This window comes from Cryobacterium sp. W22_MBD10_FK3 (genome assembly GCF_052113745.1).
GTDB lineage: Bacteria > Actinomycetota > Actinomycetes > Actinomycetales > Microbacteriaceae > Cryobacterium.
In genome coordinates, this window is record NZ_JBGQOH010000002.1 from 24,120 (window position 1) to 38,030 (window position 13,911).

The following is a 13,911-nucleotide window of genomic DNA, read 5'->3' on the forward strand; positions in this document are numbered from 1 at the left end:
ACGCACTAATTTGGCGTCAGGATCGTCGCCGGCGCCGGCCTGTGACCAAGGTCCCGGCTCACCCCGCGTAGCGTGGACCTGGGTGGGATGTATGACGATGTGATGGGCAGGCCGCCCACACGCCTGGTCCGCCCGCGAGGAGACATGCGCATGACATCGCCCCCGCGGCAGACCGCCCGCGACACCGCCCGGGCCCCCCTGAGCAGTCTCGGCATCCCATTCGGGCTATCCGGCCTCGCCGGCACTTGGACCATGGCCGGTGCCACGTCGCTCGCGCCCCAGATCATCGCCGAGGGGCTCTGGATGCTCGCGGCCGCGGCATGGATCGCGGTCGTTGCGAACTACCTCTGGCGATCCCGCAACCGCGGTGGAAGCATCCGCGAGGACCTGCGCGACCCGGTGCAGGGGGCGTTCGCCTCGCTCGCCCCGACGTCGGCGATGCTCGTCTGCACGCACTACGCGCAGCAGCTCCCGATCGCCGGCCGCATCATCACGGGCGTGTTCGTGGCCATCGGGTTGCTCTTCGGGGCCTGGTTTCTCGCCCAGCTGGCGCTGCGCCAGCGAAGCATCGACGCTATCCACGCTGGGTACTTGTTGCCCACCGTGGCGGCGGCCTTCATCGTCGGGCAGAGTGCAGGCACCTTCGGCTGGACGCTCTTGGGCGAGGCTGCCATCGCGGTGGGCATCCTCTTCTGGCTCGTGCTCGGCACGATCATCCTGGCGCGGATGGCGTTCCGCCCGGCTCCGCCCGCTGCACTCCTGCCGACCTTCGCGATCTTCTCCGCACCGCCGGCCGTCGCGGGTAACGCCTGGTTCGCGGTGAACGGCGGTCGGATCGATCTGGTGGAGACAATGCTGCTGGGTACCTTCGTTGTGCTGATTCTCGTGCAACTGATGATGCTGGGAGCGTACTGGCGACTGCCTTTCACGCTGGGGTTCTGGGCTTTCACTTTCACCGCCGCGTCGAGCGGAACTTACACGGTGCACTGGCTCGCGCTGTGGGGCGGCCCCGGACATATGGTGTGGGCGTGGCTTGCCATCGGACTGGTCACACTGCTGATCGGGAGCATCGCCGTGCGATCCGCAGCCCTACTAGCCGCTCGTAACGACAATTCTCCAGACCTACACGGAACGCCATTCGTTGCTCGTGAGGTGTGAACCGGCTTGTGGCCCCATCTGAAGCATGCCGCCGTCGACCACGATTGAGCTGCCGGTGATATAGCTGGATGCGGATGAGGAGAGGAAGGCGATCACGGCAGCGATTTCCCGCGCGTGACCGGGTCGTCCGAGTGGGATGCCGGGACGTTCTGTGCCGTGTGGGTCTTCATCGGTCTGGCTGGTCATCGGGGTCGCGATCTCTCCTGGCGCAACGGTGTTGACCGTGATGGCGTACGGCGCGAGTTCGAGTGCTGCGGTCTTCACCAGCCCGCCGAGGCCGTGTTTCGCTGCGTCGTAGGCGCTTGAACCCACTCGGGGCTGGTGTTCGTGCACGCTGGAGACGGCGATGATGCGACCCCCGGTGCCGGCGGCCACCATTCGTCGTGCGGCGCGTTGAATGCAGACGAAAGCGCCGCTCAGGTCAGTCGTGATTATTTCGTTCCACTCCCGGTACCCGAGGTCGAGCAACGGGGTGGCTCCGCCGGTTCCGGCGTTGTTGACGAAGACGTCCAGTCCGCCGAGTTCCTCGGCTAGCCGGTCGATCACGTCACCGCAGGCGGGTATGTCGGTGGTGTCGAGGTGGGCGATGACAGCTCGGGCACCATGGGCTCGGACCTCCTCGGCGGTATCGAGGGCGCCGTGCTCGTCCGTGTGCCAGGTGATGCCTACGTCGCTGCCTGCCGCGGCCAGCGCCACGGCGGTGGCGCGGCCGATTCCGGAGTCGGCGGCGGAGACGATGGCTCGTTGTGCCCGAGAAGTTGTGTCGATGTTGGTTGGGAGGTCAGGAATTCCGCTCATACCGGACACGGTAGCCTCGGATCGCACGGCCTACCCGGGGGTTGCTTTGCACGCCCAACTCTGGTCGTTGACGTGCTGGCCCGACGTGCGTACGGTGCCTTAATCGCGGGTAGACCGCGCGCAAATGATGAGGAGAATATTCATGGCCAACGTGTCGCAACCTGTGACCGACAATAGCCTCAAGGTGCGTCAGCTCAGCCACTACCAGTTCAGTTGGGTCGCCGGTGAACCTGGGAAACCCGGGACCTGGACCCTTCAGCTTGTGCTTGACCAGGGCGCATGGGAAGAGGTGCTCACCATCGACGCAGATGACGCCGACAACCTCCAGGACCTGCTGTCGACAGCTGAGACCGTGTTCTACGACGTCGAGCGGCGCACGCTCCTGTTCGGAACCACAGCCGCCGGCCACCACTGAATCTTGAACGGAGTCAGCTGCCTGCCGGATTGCGGCTGACGCTCTACGCCAACTCCCTGCTACTGGTGATGGGGGCAATTTTTGTGTGCTCATGGTGGATCCAGTCCATTGCCGGCACCGTGGTCTTCAACCAGGAGCAGTCCGAGCACGGCGGCTCGTCCGAATCCAAACCCGTCGGTACGCCGCACCACGAGACGGCCACTGAAGGAGAGTGATACTCGGCACGCGGTCGTTGCCTGATCCATCGCCTCGATGTCCTCCTATTTGCGGCCTTCGTAAGTGGCGGGATCGGGAATGATGTCGTGGGCGATGAGACCCGCACGGTATTCGCCGGTAATCCTGCGGAGAATCTCGACCGCGGAAGCGTAGAGCGCACTCAGCCGGGCTCTTGCCGGTGCCGAGCTCACTGCTCGGCAGCGCGCTGGGCGCCGACAACCGCCGAACTCCCGAGGCCGTCCTTCGTCAACACGGAACCCTCGGCGACGGCATCGGCCCAGGTCGTCGTAGTGGCGACCGCGGCGAAGTTCGAGTGCAACAGGGCCATGAGCGTTGTGTGCACGGTCTTCGCGTCGGCGAAGCCCGCCTCGTTGGCGATGTTGATTGCCCCGGATGCGTCAGAGAGCACTTCAGCGGCCAGCCCGTGGGTCTCGGCCTCGGCAGCCGAGGCGATGATGCAGTTGTTGGTCATGTACCCCACAAGGGTGATCGTGTCGATGTCGTGCTCGCGCAACCATGCGAGAACATCCGTGCCGGCGAAGATCGTGCCGAACTGCTTTGACACGGTCTTCCACTCGGGGCGCTGGCGACTAGCGATCTCGGGATGCAGCGCGAAGCCGGCCATCGTGGGGTTGAAGACAGGTGCGTCCTCTCCAGCGCTGTGCTGGACGACAACGATCGGAATGCGCGCCGAGGAAGCTGCGTCGATGGCGGCCGTGATTCTCGGCAACGAGTCCGCGTGCGCGGGGTACTGGATTTCCAGCGGTCCGCTGAAGTACTCCTGTTGCACGTCAACGAGGATCAGTGCGCGACGAGGTGTGGTCATGGGTCATTAGCTCCTGCAAAATAGGGCAGCATCAACTGCGTTTCCACTATGTTCCCGAGCTCGGCCAGTTCACACCATTGGCTCAAATGACGCAATACTATGGATCTAGGCCAACCTTTGGGGGACTTGTGAAGATCGCCATCTATGCGTTCGAGGGTGCGTCGATGTTCCATCTCTCGACGCCTCAGCTTGTTTTTGATGAGGTCGCCCGCCGGGGTCTCGCCGAGTGGTCAACGGTGCTGTTCTCCGATCGTGCCGGCTCCATCGACACTGCCGAGGGTTATCAACTCGGCGGGATCAGTGGGGCGGAAGCCGCAGCGGATGCGGACGTTGTCGTCGTGCCGTCCTGGGCGGAGGACGGGCGTGAACTGACCCCGGTGCTGTACAGAGCGTTACACGACGCGCACGATCGCGGGGCGGTCATTGTCGGGCTCTGCTTGGGAGCAATCGCCGTCGCCGATGCCGGTCTCCTCGCCGGCCGTTCGGCGGCGACGCATTGGAAGGCCGCTGACCGCCTCGCCGCTCGTCATCCCGACATCGCGATTGACGCTTCGGCGTTGTACGTCGACCTGGGCGACGTGCTCACCTCAGCCGGCACCGCCTCCGGCCTGGACGCCTGCCTGCACTTCGTCCGCTCGCACCTGGGCGCTGACGCGGCCAACCAGGTCGCCCGCTCACTCGTCGTGGCGCCGCACCGCGAGGGCGGCCAAGCCCAATACATCGAACGGCCCATGGCCCGGCGCGTCAGCAGCGACCCGATTGCGCGGGCGGGCGACTGGGCGCTCGCACATCTCGACGATGACCTCGGCGTCGACCAACTCGCAGCAGCGGCCCACATGAGTCGTCGATCTTTCGTGCGGGCGTTCCAGGCGTCGACCGGGACAACACCAGCCGCGTGGGTACGCTCACGGCGCCTCGACGAGGCGCGGAGACTACTCGAAACAACCCACCTCTCCATCGACCAGGTTTCGCACTCATGCGGCTTCGGGAACACGGTCACCCTCCGACAGAACTTTCTCTCAGCGTTCGGGTGCACGCCATCCAGCTACCGGCGCCGCTTTGACGCCCGCCTGTGAGGCGAGCCGGCGCACCTCGTCGCCATCAATCAACGTCTGGGGGAGCGAGCGGCCGAGTGCGCCATCCCGTCAGACGAGCCTGGTGACTTGGATGGCGTTAGCTTTTCGAGGCGGACGGCGTGAGTAACCGAGCACACACCTCGGGCTCTCCCTTCACAAAACAGGCCGGCAATGGCATCCCATGACCAGCACCACACTCACCCTTCCCGGCGGCACCTGGACCCTCGGCGACACCACCGTTTCGCGCTTCGGGTATGGCGGCATGCAGCTCGCCGGCCCGTGGGTGCTCGGCCCACCGAAGGATCACGATGCAGCACTCGCCGTCGTGCGTCATGCGGTAGAGAGCGGCATCACCCATATCGACACCACGGAAACCTATGGTCCCCGGGTCGTCAACGAACTGATCCGCGAAGCCTTGCACCCATACGCCAAAGATCTCTTCATCGCGACGAAGGCCGGTGGACGCCGCGACGCCCAGGGCGGCTGGCCGTCGTCACGGAGGCCCGACGACCTGCGGGCACAGATCAACGACAACCTTGAAACCCTCGGTGTCGATGTCCTCGACCTCGTGCACCTGCGCGAACGTCTTCTGTGTCTCACCTGCGCGAGAACATCGCCGGCGCCGCCCTGGCCCTGTCCGATGCCGACCTCGAGGAACTTGACCAGATCACCGTCTAGCCCAGGCGGTCAAGTAGCTGCCATCGCAAATCCGGGACGCGATACTACTGTTGCCGTATGTTCACAAACGATCCGCTGCCCGACCACCCCGCTCCGGACAACCCGTCGGGAAAGCTGATTCTCTTGCGCCACGGGGAGACGGAGTGGTCGAAGGATGGCAAACACACTGGGCTCACGGATGTTCCGCTCACTGCCAGGGGAGAGGAACTTGCCCGCGGCGCGGGCAAGTTGGTGGCCGATTACGATTTCTCGCTCGTGCTGACCTCGCCGCTGCAGCGTGCGCGGCAGACTGCTGAGCTCGCTGGCCTTGATGCCGAGGTCGACCCGTTTCTCTTGGAGTGGGACTACGGCGGATACGAGGGGCGCACGACCCGCGAGATCCGCAGCGAGCTGGGCTACAACTGGAGCGCATTCACACACGGCGTGATTCGCGGTGACACGCCTGGTGAGACGGTCGAGGAGGTCGCCGCCCGCGCATCGCGGGTGCTCACGCGGGTGCTGCCTGCGATGGTGCATGGAGACGTCGCCCTGATCGCGCACGGCCATTTCCTGCGCATCCTGACGGCCGTGTACCTGAGATTGGCCCCTCGGTTCGGCGCGCAGATCACACTGGATGCGGGATCGGTCTCGGTGCTCAGCTACTACCGCGAGCAGCCGGCCATCTTGTCGTGGAACTACGGAGCCGAACTGCCGATGGAGCCCTCGGAGTCCTAAGACGTAGTTCGCGTCGGCTTCGAGGGAGGTACCGCTCTCGCCGAGCTGCCCAGGGAAGCGCCTGACTTCACGGCGGCAGTCCGCCTGACAGGAAGAATGCCGTTGTGAGACGTTCCCCGGCAGGGACTCCCGCGTAGGTGGGGTGCCCGGTACGGTCGCTCACAGCAGTCGAATCGTCTGCTGTCGAAGAGCATGGAGAACGTTATGGAATACACCCGTCTCGGCCGCAGTGGTCTCACAGTGAGCCGCATCGGGTTGGGGTGCATGAGCTACGGCGACCCGAACACCGGCCTACACAACTGGACCCTCGATGAGGAGGCCTCGGCATCATTCTTCCGCCAGGCCGTCGAACTCGGCGTCACGTTCTGGGACACCGCGAACGCGTACCAGGGCGGCTCGTCGGAGGAATACGTGGGCCGCGCCGTGAAGCGTTACTCCCGCCGTGAGGAGATCGTTCTGGCGACCAAGGTCAACGGCAAGATGCATGCCGGACCCGGAGGATCGGGACTGTCCCGTGCGGGCATCCTCGAGCAGGTGGATGCTTCCCTCGGTCGCCTCGGCACCGACTACATCGACCTCTACCAGATCCACCGTTTCGACGAGGAGGTGCCCGTCGAGGAAACGATGGAAGCGCTGCACGACATTGTCAGGGCGGGGAAGGTTCGCTACCTCGGGGCATCCTCGATGTATGCCTGGCAGTTCGCGAAGCTGCAGACGGCAGCGGCCGTGCACCGCTGGACCAGCTTCGTGTCGATGCAGGATCAATACAACCTGATCAAGCGCGAGGAAGAGCGCGAGATGCTGCCCATGTGCGCGGACATGGGCGTGGGCGCTGTGCCGTATTCGCCTCAGGGGAAGGGGCGGCTGACGCGCCCGCGTGGCGCCGCCACCGAGCGTTCGGAAGCTGACACCGTCGCGAAAGCCTTTGACACGGACTTCGACGGCCCGATCATCGACGCCGTCGAGCGGGTCGCGGCCGACCGCGGAGTATCGATGGCACAGGTTGCGCTGGCGTGGGTGCTGAGCAAATCCGTCGTGAGCTCGCCGATCGTCGGGGCCACTAAGCCACATCACCTCGCCGAGGCCGCAGCCGCAGTCGATTTGCGGCTCACTGACGAGGAGATCCGGGTGCTCGAAGAGCCGTACGTTGCCCAAGCGGCGTTTTGGTATTGAACCCAATGACGGGTGCCGGCGGCGGCGCTATCGCAACTAGCCTGAAGGATATGGAGACGACGTCGCAGCTGCGGGATTTCCTGACTTCGCGGCGCGGGGGAGTGAAACCCGAGCAGGTCGGGCTTCCACCTGGCACGAACCGGCGGGTTCCCGGTCTGCGGCGCGGAGAGGTTGCCCAGCTGGCCGGAGTCAGCGTGGAGTACTACACCCGGATGGAACGCGGTGACGTGGGCTCGGTGTCTGAGTCGGTTGTCAACGCCATCGCCGATGCGCTTCTGCTCACCGAAGCCGAGCGGGCGCACCTGTTCGATCTGGTTCGCACCGTTGACTCCAGCTCCGTGCGGCCGCGCCGGCGGCTCGGCCGCACGGTGAGCGTGCGCCCCGGCCTGCAGGTCGTGCTCGACGCGATCGCGTCCGGGCCCGCGTTCGTCCGTAACGGAAGTATGGATGTCTTGGCCGGCAACGGGATGTGGCGCGCGTTATACGCCGATATGTATGCTGCGCAGGGACCTCAGCCCAACCTGGCTCGGTTCACATTCCTTGACCGGGAGCATTCCGAACCGTTCCACCCGGACTGGGAGCTCGCCGCTGACATCACCGTCGGAATTCTCCGGATGGAGTCAGGACGGGACCCTCGCGACACGCACCTGCGCGACCTCATTGATGAACTCGCCACCCTCAGTGAAGCCTTCCGCAGCCGATGGGGTGCCCACAATGTTCGCGACCACGGGACCGGTGCCAAGCACTTCCGGCACCCCATCGTGGGCGAACTCCATCTGGTTTACGAAGCCGCCGAACTCGTCGCCGATCCCGGTCTATCGTTGCTCATCTATGGTGCCGAGCCGGGCTCACGCTCCGCCGACGCCCTCCGGCTCCTGGGCAACTGGGCGGCCAGCCCTGAGCGCACGAGTTCTCCCTGATCCACGCGGTCGAGGCGCACACCCTCGCCGAATCCAGCAAGGGCAAGGTCGTCATCGCCCATCCCGTTCAGTGAGACGGATCAGCGTGCTCCGGTGGCCAGACGACCGCGAATCGTTCGAAGATGATGTCGTCGTTCTCCGTCCAGTCCGCTCCGCGCGCGGCGCTGACGCGTTTCCAGTAGATGCGATGTTCCTTCTGCCAGCTGGCCAGCGATCCGTCATCTTCGCCTTCGTCTGCGGCGAACGCGGCATCGACGCTGGTGAATGGACCTACCCGGAGCTCAACACTGCGGATGATGATCCGTGGCGCACCGGTACTGTCACACGCAATCCAGTGCGAGCCGATCCTGGGCACCTGATCACCGCGCGCAGCGAAATCAGCAACGAGTTCCGCTGTTGCGCGCTTTCGTCCAGAAAGCACGATCCCCAGGAGTTCGTCCGCCAGACGCGCCGAATCTCCGAAATACTCAACCGTGTAGTCGGGGCCAGCGGTGATGGCCTGCGGATTCGCGAGGCAGTACGCCTCCCAGAACGCAGCTGAGGCAGTGATGTCCGGTGGTCCCAACGGTTCCATGAGCGACGGTTCATTCATGGCACCATGTTTTCATGTCTGATCGTGTGATTCACGCACGCTAAGGGGTCCAAGTCACACTATTGACAGAACGGGGGCTAACTCCGTGGTGGCCGCGCGCAGCATCCTGAATGCTGGTGATCAGCCATCAGGCACGCCCACGATAAGAAAAGATCTCCCATGCTCAGCGCCGTATCGCCACGTTCTACTCCGCTCGCCTTGAAACGGCCCCGCTGGGTTCTTGCAGCTTTCTCCCCTCTGACCTGGCGCGAGTTCGCCTTCCACGCAGCGCACCTCCCCATCGCTGTCGCGGGCCTGCTCTGGTTCAGCGTGGCCGTTGCGGTGGGGTTGCCTGTCGGCGTCACCTGGGTGGGCCTGGTTGTCTCCGCGTTTCTCCTGGCCGGGTGCGGATGGTTCGCCTCCGCGACCAGGAAACTCTCGCGTCGGTTACTCGGCCAGGCCGTTGACGTTCCACGAAAGCACGACCTCAAGCCTGGTGCGGTCGGCTACGTCACCTCCAGATTCAGCCACGCCGCAACCTGGCGGGCGTTAGCGTTCCTGCCCGTGTCCTTCGCCTTGACGGTTGCCACATTCTGCATCTCCATCGGCGTTCTGGTGGCAGCGTTGGGGGCGATCACCCACTCGGTATGGGGTCAGTATCTGCCGGAACAGATCGGCAACGACGGCCAGCCCCATCGCGGCGCGCAATTCTTGGGGGAATTCGTCGATACCGTGCCCCTGCAGGTTGGATTCGCGGTGCTGGGCCTGGCTCTTTTCCTGTTCGTTTGGCCGAGCGTGAACCACGGGCTCTCCTCCCTGCAACGCGTGGTGATTCGGTCCATGCTCGGGGCAAGCCGAGCGGAGGCTCGGCTGACCGAAGTGACCCGCTCTCGCGCCGCCGTAGTCCAAAATGCCGACGACACCCTCCGTCGCATCGAACGCGAACTGCACGACGGCACCCAAGCGCGCCTCGTCGGTCTGGCAATGACCCTCGGAGACGCTCGCGACCGCCTCCAGCACGGCGCCGAACCAGGCGTTATTGCTCCTCTCGTCGACCAGGCACATTCCTCGACCAGGGAGGCTCTCGTTGAGTTGCGCGAGCTCGCCCGAGGGATGCATCCACCTGTACTCGACGACGGACTCGAGTCTGCCCTCATCTCGGCATGCTCCCGCGTCCCGTTCCCTGTGAATCTGGAAGTCTCGCTGATCTTCCGACCGTCGACGGTGATCGAATCGATCGCCTACTTCAGCGTCTTGGAGCTGCTCACGAATGCGTCCAAGCACGCCCGAGCCACTCAAGCGCGCGTCACAGTCTCCGAGCGCTCCGGTCGGATCGAGCTCGAGGTTCGCGACAACGGGCGCGGAGGAGCGTTCGTTTCGCCCGGAGATGGCGCAGGGCACCAGACCGGCCTCGCCGGCCTGCTGGAGCGGGCACGGTCCGTGGACGGAACGCTCGATGTCAATAGCCCCGCAGGAGGACCAACACTGATCACAATCTCCTTGCCCGCGGCTGCCGCTTCGTGAAGATAATCGTTGCCGACGACAGCACGATCGTCAGAGAGGGCCTCGTCGCGTTGCTCAGCAGTCGCGGACACCACATAGTGGCAGGGGTGAGCAACGGTGAGGAGGCCGTGGCAGCAGCTGAAGCGGCGTCATCCGCAAGCGGGGTCGACATCGTGATCATGGACATCCGCATGCCGCCCACCCACACCGACGAGGGCGTTCGAGCGGCGGTGCGAATCAAGCGGCACAACCCACAGGTTGGGGTGATGTTGTTCTCCCAATACGCGGAAGTGCGTTGGGCTCGGACCCTTCTGGACGTGGCGACGAGCGGCGTGGGATATCTGCTCAAGGATCGGGTCGCCGACGTGGGTTCGTTCATCGAGTCGTTGCACCAAGTCGGGATGGGGCACTTGGTACTCGACCCTGAGGTCGCGGCAGCGCTGATCGGGGCGCCACGCTCATCGTCCAATGCTCTCGACCTGCTCACTGCACGCGAAACCGACGTTCTGCGGCTGATGGCCGAAGGTCGCTCGAATGCCGCGATCGCACAAAGCCTGTTCCTGTCCAACGGCAGTGTGGAAAAATACGTCACTGCCCTGTTCGCCAAACTGGGCCTCCAGATGACAGCACACGATCACCGCCGGGTGCTCGCTGTGCTGCAGTATCTTTCGAGCTGAGCCGCGGCGCCCGCCTTGGGCGCTGAGCCGCTGCGATACGCTGGGCCAAAGCCAAGTGACACGGGGTGCTCCATCTGGAGCTGAGATAACACCCGTTGAACCTGATCTAGTTAGTACTAGCGAAGGGATGTCGCGCATATGCGCACGCCAGAAGACCTGATTTCATTCACCTGTTCAGCGCTCGACGAGATGCGGTCGCACCCGCCCCTCGTGCAGTGCATAACCAATGGTGTCGTGATGAACTTCACCGCGAACGTGCTGCTGTCGCTCGGTGCGGCTCCGGCGATGGTCGACATTCCGGGCGAGGCGGCAGCGTTCGCGCGGGTCGCCTCCGGGCTGCTCGTCAATCTCGGCACGCCCACCGCCGAACAACGCGACGCGATGATCGAGGCCGTCGCCGCCGCGAACGACGCCGGTACACCGTGGGTGCTCGACCCCGTTGCCGTCGGCTTCCTACCCGTGCGCACGCCGCTGGCGTTCGCCCTGCGCGACCTGCGACCCACGGTGGTGCGCGGAAACCCGTCGGAGATCATCGCGCTGGCAGGCGCCGGAACCGGCGGGCGCGGGGTCGACTCGTCCGACGAGGTGGATGCCGCCCTGGCCGCAGCAGACGCGCTGGCCGGGATGACCGGTGGGGTGATCGCCGTCTCCGGGCCCGTCGACATCATCACGGATGGCCGTGAGCTGGTGCGCATCGACAACGGGCATCCGCTGCTCACCCGCGTCACCGGCGGGGGCTGCGCTCTCGGCGCGGTCATCGCCGCGTTCGCCGCCGTCGACGCCGACAGGTTCGCCACCACGGTGGCCGCGGCCACGGTGTACACCGTCGCGGCAGAACTCGCGGCAGAGGCCGCCGCCGGGCCGGGCAGCTTCGCCGTCGCCTTCGTGGACGCACTGGCCACCGTCAATGCAGAGGACATCGCACGCCGGGCGGTGCTCCGATGAATGGTGTTGCGTTGGACCGCGCTCCACTGAACTTGGACCTGTCGCTGTACCTGGTGACCGACTCGGCGCAGGCCGCCGCGGCCGGGCGCAGCATCGTGGACGTGGTGCGGCACGCCGTTGCCGGAGGCGTGAGCGCCGTGCAGGTGCGCGAGAAGGAGACCGCCGGGCGGGAATTCCTGGACACCGTGCTGCGCATCGCGGATGTGCTGCCCGACACCGTGGCGCTGATCGTGAACGACAGGGTCGATGTGTTCCTGGCCGCCCGCGCCGCCGGGCGACGGCTGACCGGGGTGCACGTCGGGCAGTCCGACCTGCCCGTCGGAGCGGTGCGCGACCTCGTCGGGGCTGACGTCGTGATCGGGCTCAGCGCGTCGACAGATGCCCAGCTGCGCCGGGCGGCCGACGATCCGGCCCTGGTCGACTACGTCGGCATCGGCGCGCTGCACACCACGCGCACCAAAAAGGATGCACCGTCTGCCCTAGGTCTGGCCGAGTTCGCTCGCCTGGTCGGCGTCAGTACGCTGCCGGCCGTGGCCATCGGCGGGGTCGGCCTGGGCGACCTGGCCGCCCTCCGCGAATGCGGAGCGGCGGGCGCCGCCGTGGTGTCGGCGATCTGTGCGTCGCCGCACCCCGAGCAGGCGGCGCGAGAATTCCGGGCAGCCTGGGGCGTGACCGCATGACCGGCCAGGCTTCCCGCATTGCCCGCGTGTTGAGCATCGCCGGCACGGACCCCACCGGTGGGGCGGGTATCCAGGCAGACCTCAAGAGCATCGCGGCGAACGGCGGCTACGGCATGGCCGTGGTCACCGCGCTGGTCGCGCAGAACACCCACGGCGTGCGCTCGGTGCATGTGCCGCCGGTCTCGTTCCTGCGCGAGCAGTTGCACGCCGTGAGCGACGACGTCGAGATCGATGCCGTCAAGATCGGGATGCTGGCCGATGTGCACGTCACCCGCACCGTGAGCGAGTGGCTCGACCAGGTGAAGCCCAGGCTCGTGGTGCTCGACCCGGTGATGATCGCCACCAGCGGCGACCGCCTGCTCACCGAAGATGCCGAACAGGCGCTGCGCGACCTATTGAGCGTCGTGCACCTGGTGACGCCCAACATTCCGGAGCTGGCCATCCTCGCCGGTTCTCCCGTGGCCACCGACTGGGCGGCGGTGCTGCGCCAGGCGCAGCAGGTCGCCGAGACGTACCGGGTTCTCGTGCTGGCCAAGGGCGGGCACCTGGCCGGTGACCTCGTGCCAGACGCCCTCGTCGATGCCCGCACCGTGCGGGAGTTTCCCGGGGCACGGATCGACACCCGCAACACCCACGGAACCGGGTGTTCCTTCTCCTCCGCCATCGCGACCAGGGCGGCCGCCGAGGCCGGCGCGGTCGGGCCGAGTCTCGCGCAGTGGGGCGACGCCGTCGCCGAGGCGAAACTCTGGCTGACCGAGAGCATCGCCCACGCCGACGACCTGCAGGTCGGCTCCGGCCACGGGCCGATCCAGCACTTCGCCGGGCTGTGGCAGCGTGGCGGCCTGCAAACACGGCCCACCCCGACACAGGTGGCCGAGTCATGGTGGCACGACATCCTCGACATCCGCACCGACACCGACGAGCTGCCGTTCGTCCGCGCGCTCGGGGACGGCTCGCTGCACCGGGAGGCCTTCGTCTGGTACCTCGCCCAGGATGCCCTCTACCTGCGCGACTACGCCCGGATGCTGGCTGTCGCGAGCCGACTCGCCCCGACCGCCGTCGAGCAGACGTTCTGGGCAGCCTGCGCGCACGGCGCGATGGCTACGGAACTTGACCTGCACTCCAGCTGGATCGCCGAGGAGGTCCTCGCTGGCGCGCAGCCCAGCGCGGCGACAACGGCCTACCTCAACCACCTGGCAGCCGCCGCCGCGAGCGGCGACTACGGCGTGCTCGTCGCAGCGCTGTTGCCGTGCTTCTGGATGTACCAGGACGTCGGCATGCGGCTTCATCCGCTGTCGCACGATGCGCATCCGTACCGCAGTTGGCTGGACACCTATGCCGATGAGGCGTTCGCCGCCTCCTCCACGCGCGCGATCGAAATCGTCACGGCGGTCGCCTCCACCTCGGCTGAACCGACCCGGCACCGCATGGCCGTCGCCTTCCGCGCGTCTGCGGGGCACGAACGAGCATTCTTCGCGGCGCCGCTGCAAAATGCGCGTGAGGAAAGCAGACGCCTCGAGGACCCGCCGCCGCTGAATGAGACCGTCGCGTAGGAGGTGTG

At 65.9% G+C, this 13,911-nt stretch carries 16 protein-coding genes and 1 riboswitch; of the genes, 13 read left to right on the top strand and 3 right to left on the bottom strand.

Annotation, left to right across the window (positions count from 1 at the left end; translation table 11 throughout):
- The first annotated feature begins 150 nt into the window (after positions 1-150).
- The gene (locus ACEN2M_RS03035) at positions 151-1,158 is read left to right on the top strand and encodes a hypothetical protein (RefSeq protein WP_441646649.1); all 1,008 of its coding nucleotides are present in this window, start codon (positions 151-153) and stop codon (positions 1,156-1,158) included.
- Here ACEN2M_RS03035 and ACEN2M_RS03040 read toward each other — a convergent pair.
- A complete protein-coding gene (locus ACEN2M_RS03040; protein ID WP_441646650.1) occupies positions 1,123-1,956 on the bottom strand; it encodes an SDR family oxidoreductase in 834 nt (277 codons plus the stop codon). The genes ACEN2M_RS03035 and ACEN2M_RS03040 overlap by 36 nt on opposite strands.
- 142 nt (positions 1,957-2,098) lie before the next feature.
- Here ACEN2M_RS03040 and ACEN2M_RS03045 point away from each other — a divergent pair, with 142 nt between their 5' ends.
- Together ACEN2M_RS03045 and ACEN2M_RS03050 are read left to right on the top strand one after the other, a co-directional pair.
- The gene (locus ACEN2M_RS03045; RefSeq protein ID WP_441646651.1) at positions 2,099-2,371 is read left to right on the top strand and encodes a hypothetical protein; all 273 of its coding nucleotides are present in this window, start codon (positions 2,099-2,101) and stop codon (positions 2,369-2,371) included.
- A 29-nt stretch (positions 2,372-2,400) separates the two neighbouring features.
- Positions 2,401-2,586: a DUF6766 family protein gene (locus ACEN2M_RS03050; protein ID WP_441646652.1), complete on the top strand. Its 186-nt coding sequence runs from the start codon at positions 2,401-2,403 to the stop codon at positions 2,584-2,586.
- 188 nt (positions 2,587-2,774) lie between these two features.
- Here the strand turns inward: ACEN2M_RS03050 and ACEN2M_RS03055 are convergent, their stop codons facing one another.
- A complete protein-coding gene (locus ACEN2M_RS03055; RefSeq protein ID WP_441646653.1) occupies positions 2,775-3,413 on the bottom strand; it encodes an isochorismatase family protein in 639 nt (212 codons plus the stop codon).
- A 128-nt stretch (positions 3,414-3,541) separates the two neighbouring features.
- Here ACEN2M_RS03055 and ACEN2M_RS03060 point away from each other — a divergent pair, with 128 nt between their 5' ends.
- From ACEN2M_RS03060 to ACEN2M_RS03080, 5 genes are all read left to right on the top strand, one after another.
- Positions 3,542-4,489 (top strand): GlxA family transcriptional regulator, encoded by a 948-nt coding sequence (locus tag ACEN2M_RS03060; RefSeq protein WP_441646654.1) that lies wholly within the window; start codon positions 3,542-3,544, stop codon positions 4,487-4,489.
- Between the two features lie 181 nt (positions 4,490-4,670).
- Complete coding sequence (locus ACEN2M_RS03065) at positions 4,671-5,285, top strand: aldo/keto reductase (RefSeq protein WP_441646655.1); 615 nt, start codon at positions 4,671-4,673, stop codon at positions 5,283-5,285.
- Complete coding sequence (locus ACEN2M_RS03070) at positions 5,225-5,881, top strand: histidine phosphatase family protein (protein WP_441646656.1); 657 nt, start codon at positions 5,225-5,227, stop codon at positions 5,879-5,881. Before ACEN2M_RS03065 ends, ACEN2M_RS03070 begins: the two co-directional genes overlap by 61 nt.
- Before the next feature lie 204 nt (positions 5,882-6,085).
- Positions 6,086-7,054, top strand: a complete 969-nt coding sequence (locus tag ACEN2M_RS03075; protein ID WP_441646657.1) for an aldo/keto reductase — start codon at positions 6,086-6,088, stop codon at positions 7,052-7,054.
- Between the two features lie 5 nt (positions 7,055-7,059).
- The gene (locus ACEN2M_RS03080; RefSeq protein WP_441646658.1) at positions 7,060-7,974 is read left to right on the top strand and encodes a helix-turn-helix transcriptional regulator; all 915 of its coding nucleotides are present in this window, start codon (positions 7,060-7,062) and stop codon (positions 7,972-7,974) included.
- Between the two features lie 67 nt (positions 7,975-8,041).
- On the opposite strand, the gene ACEN2M_RS03085 is transcribed toward ACEN2M_RS03080, so the two are convergent.
- Complete coding sequence (locus tag ACEN2M_RS03085) at positions 8,042-8,566, bottom strand: ASCH domain-containing protein (protein WP_441646659.1); 525 nt, start codon at positions 8,564-8,566, stop codon at positions 8,042-8,044.
- Between the two features lie 159 nt (positions 8,567-8,725).
- Between ACEN2M_RS03085 and ACEN2M_RS03090 the strand changes: the two genes are divergently transcribed.
- The 5 genes from ACEN2M_RS03090 (at position 8,726) to ACEN2M_RS03110 (ending at position 13,903) form a co-directional block, all read left to right on the top strand.
- Positions 8,726-10,069, top strand: coding sequence for a sensor histidine kinase (locus tag ACEN2M_RS03090; RefSeq protein WP_441646660.1), 1,344 nt, complete (start codon positions 8,726-8,728; stop codon positions 10,067-10,069).
- On the top strand, positions 10,066-10,725 hold the full coding sequence (locus tag ACEN2M_RS03095; protein ID WP_441646661.1) for a response regulator transcription factor: 660 nt from the start codon (positions 10,066-10,068) through the stop codon (positions 10,723-10,725). Before ACEN2M_RS03090 ends, ACEN2M_RS03095 begins: the two co-directional genes overlap by 4 nt.
- Before the next feature lie 51 nt (positions 10,726-10,776).
- Positions 10,777-10,870, top strand: a riboswitch (TPP riboswitch).
- Positions 10,864-11,670 carry a hydroxyethylthiazole kinase gene (thiM, locus tag ACEN2M_RS03100; RefSeq protein ID WP_441646662.1) on the top strand — a complete coding sequence of 269 codons (807 nt, stop codon included), beginning with the start codon at positions 10,864-10,866 and terminating at the stop codon, positions 11,668-11,670. (Overlaps the previous riboswitch by 7 nt.)
- 11 nt (positions 11,671-11,681) lie before the next feature.
- On the top strand, positions 11,682-12,350 hold the full coding sequence (thiE, locus tag ACEN2M_RS03105) for a thiamine phosphate synthase (protein WP_441646663.1): 669 nt from the start codon (positions 11,682-11,684) through the stop codon (positions 12,348-12,350).
- Positions 12,347-13,903: a bifunctional hydroxymethylpyrimidine kinase/phosphomethylpyrimidine kinase gene (locus tag ACEN2M_RS03110; RefSeq protein ID WP_441646664.1), complete on the top strand. Its 1,557-nt coding sequence runs from the start codon at positions 12,347-12,349 to the stop codon at positions 13,901-13,903. The genes thiE and ACEN2M_RS03110 overlap by 4 nt, the downstream gene beginning before the upstream one ends.
- Positions 13,904-13,911 lie beyond the last annotated feature (8 nt).

Coding starts and splice junctions, on each gene's coding strand:
- thiM (WP_441646662.1), top strand. CDS start 10,864: ATGCGCACGCCAGAAGACCTGATTTCATTCACCTGTTCAGCGCTCGAC.
- ACEN2M_RS03085 (WP_441646659.1), bottom strand. CDS start 8,566: ATGAATGAACCGTCGCTCATGGAACCGTTGGGACCACCGGACATCACT.
- ACEN2M_RS03090 (WP_441646660.1), top strand. CDS start 8,726: ATGCTCAGCGCCGTATCGCCACGTTCTACTCCGCTCGCCTTGAAACGG.
- ACEN2M_RS03040 (WP_441646650.1), bottom strand. CDS start 1,956: ATGAGCGGAATTCCTGACCTCCCAACCAACATCGACACAACTTCTCGG.
- ACEN2M_RS03075 (WP_441646657.1), top strand. CDS start 6,086: ATGGAATACACCCGTCTCGGCCGCAGTGGTCTCACAGTGAGCCGCATC.
- ACEN2M_RS03110 (WP_441646664.1), top strand. CDS start 12,347: ATGACCGGCCAGGCTTCCCGCATTGCCCGCGTGTTGAGCATCGCCGGC.
- ACEN2M_RS03065 (WP_441646655.1), top strand. CDS start 4,671: ATGACCAGCACCACACTCACCCTTCCCGGCGGCACCTGGACCCTCGGC.
- ACEN2M_RS03045 (WP_441646651.1), top strand. CDS start 2,099: ATGGCCAACGTGTCGCAACCTGTGACCGACAATAGCCTCAAGGTGCGT.
- ACEN2M_RS03080 (WP_441646658.1), top strand. CDS start 7,060: ATGACGGGTGCCGGCGGCGGCGCTATCGCAACTAGCCTGAAGGATATG.
- ACEN2M_RS03035 (WP_441646649.1), top strand. CDS start 151: ATGACATCGCCCCCGCGGCAGACCGCCCGCGACACCGCCCGGGCCCCC.
- ACEN2M_RS03070 (WP_441646656.1), top strand. CDS start 5,225: ATGTTCACAAACGATCCGCTGCCCGACCACCCCGCTCCGGACAACCCG.
- ACEN2M_RS03055 (WP_441646653.1), bottom strand. CDS start 3,413: ATGACCACACCTCGTCGCGCACTGATCCTCGTTGACGTGCAACAGGAG.